Genomic DNA, 1,946 nt, shown 5'->3' with positions numbered 1-1,946 from the left:
AAACATGACTGCGCCGATTCATGCCCGGACCCCGACTCCCACCACGGCGGCACCCACACGGGCAGCATCCCCACCGTCGAGGCCCGGCAAGCGGACCGGGACAGTAAATAGATTCACCGTCAATCGCAACCGCCCCGGCGGCACGCGGCTTGTTCCGGCCCGTGCCGCCTAGGCACACCCATCTCCAGCGCACAGCAAGGTTATCCACATGTCCCAGCGCCACGACCAAGAACAGACCCTCCGGATTAGCAGCGAAGGGAAGGAGTCTGCGGATATCCAGTTGCAGTCCTCAAGTCCAGTGACCGTTCGGCTGCAGGTGGATGGTGGCTGCAACTGCCGCCACCAGAACGAAAACCGCCCCGGCTCGTACGTTGACAGCGACCTTGGTCTCCGCTGACGGCGCGCCATCCCGCCGGCTTAGGCGGCCTCTGAAAGGAACCATATGCCGACCAACGACGAAGAATTACAAATACTGAACGAATGGAGTCAGGAGCTGGCCCAAGCGCTCCAGATCCCTGACTTGCCCATCGACCATGAAATACTGCTGGATCTGGCCCGGAAGTCAGCGGACACAATTACCCACGCCGCGGCGCCGGTCACAGCCTTCCTGGTCGGATACGCAGCTGGCTCGCGGGGATTGGATGCCTCCGACTCTCTCGCCAGCACTGCCGGCGTCGCGTCCAGCCTATGCGAAAGCCACAATAGACGCCCTCACGCAGGGGAATGACAGGGCGTCGCCCTCACAACACCGCCACTAAGCCCGGCCCTACGGCCGGGCTTATTGGCGTCTGTAGCCCATTTTGACGCTGATGGCCAGACCCGCCTCGCGGAGGCCCTCTATGAGTCCGGCATCAGTTTCCGGGGAGAACCGGAACGTAGGACCGGAAATACTCACCGCCGCGATGACGTTCCCCACATGGTTAAAGATGGGAACCGCGACGGCCGTCAAGCCTATTTCAAATTCCTCGTGGACTACTGCGTAGCCTTGTCGCGAGATATCCAACAACTGCTTCTCGAGATCCGCACGATTCGTAATGGTGTTCGGCGTGCGGGCCGGCAAACCGGTCGTCTTGAGAATCGTGTCCCTCTCGTCTGCAGCCAGGGCAGCGAGCAGCACCTTACCGCTGGACGTGGCGTGCAGGGGGGTCAGGCTGCCGACCCAGTCGTGGGTAGCCAGTGTTGACGGGCCCATGGCCTGGTCCACGTTGACGTCGTAGTTCGATCGCTGGACGGCCAGGTTGACCGTTTCCTTGTATTGCGCAGCTAGGCTCTCTAAATCCTCTCTGGCCTCGTGCACCACGCTTAATCGGCCAGGGATAGACGATGCCAATCGCAGGATTCCAAAGCCCAGCTGGTACTTGCCGCGTTCGCTGTTCTGGCGGACGAGTTCACGACCCACCAGGGACCCGACCAGGCGGGATACTGTGGATTTGTGGACGCCCATCTCGTCAGCGATCTCAGTGACGCCGGCATCACCCTCACGGGCGAGGATATCCAGGATCTGGAGGGCACGGTCCACCGATTGGACGCCGCCGCCCTGTGCGTCTACGCCCTGATCCGGGTCGTTGCGTGCGGCCATGTCGCCTCGTGTCCTTGTCCATGCGGAGTACCCAGGCGTGGAAGTCCCAGCCGAACCGCCACCTCGCCATGTTTCATCCTAGACGGGCTCAGTCGCTGGCTCGTCAACCGGCACCTCAGCCTTCACGCGGCCGAGCAAATCCAGAGTTACAAAAAGGGGCACCCCACATGTGGGGTGCCCCTCCGGTAGCTGGGGATTAGCCGATCTTGTTGGCGGCCTCAGCGTCGGAGCTGGTGCCCGCCGGGGCTGCGCCCAGGTTGGCACGGAGCTTGGCGCCGAGTTCGGCGTCGACGTTGGTCCAGTACTGGATGGCGCGTTCCTTGATGCCCGGGCTCTTCACGCCGCCCACGGCGCCGGTGATGGTTTC

At 62.7% G+C, this 1,946-nt stretch carries 3 protein-coding genes; 1 reads left to right on the top strand and 2 read right to left on the bottom strand.

All coding sequences use genetic code 11. From position 1 onward, the window contains the following. The first annotated feature begins 442 nt into the window (after positions 1 to 442). Positions 443 to 727 carry a DUF6457 domain-containing protein gene (locus tag CXQ90_RS22730; RefSeq protein ID WP_104141374.1) on the top strand — a complete coding sequence of 95 codons (285 nt, stop codon included), beginning with the start codon at positions 443 to 445 and terminating at the stop codon, positions 725 to 727. Between the two features lie 51 nt (positions 728 to 778). Here the strand turns inward: CXQ90_RS22730 and CXQ90_RS21560 are convergent, their stop codons facing one another. Further along, on the bottom strand, positions 779 to 1,579 hold the full coding sequence (locus tag CXQ90_RS21560) for an IclR family transcriptional regulator (protein WP_104141373.1): 801 nt from the start codon (positions 1,577 to 1,579) through the stop codon (positions 779 to 781). A 196-nt stretch (positions 1,580 to 1,775) separates the two neighbouring features. Beyond that, a partial coding sequence (locus tag CXQ90_RS21555) for a catalase-related domain-containing protein (RefSeq protein ID WP_308470548.1) occupies positions 1,776 to 1,946 on the bottom strand: 171 nt, incomplete at its 5' end.

This window comes from Arthrobacter sp. ZGTC131, assembly GCF_002929275.1.
GTDB lineage: Bacteria > Actinomycetota > Actinomycetes > Actinomycetales > Micrococcaceae > Arthrobacter.
Note: the sequence above shows the minus strand (reverse complement) of the source record. Positions and strands in the feature narration are given on the sequence as shown.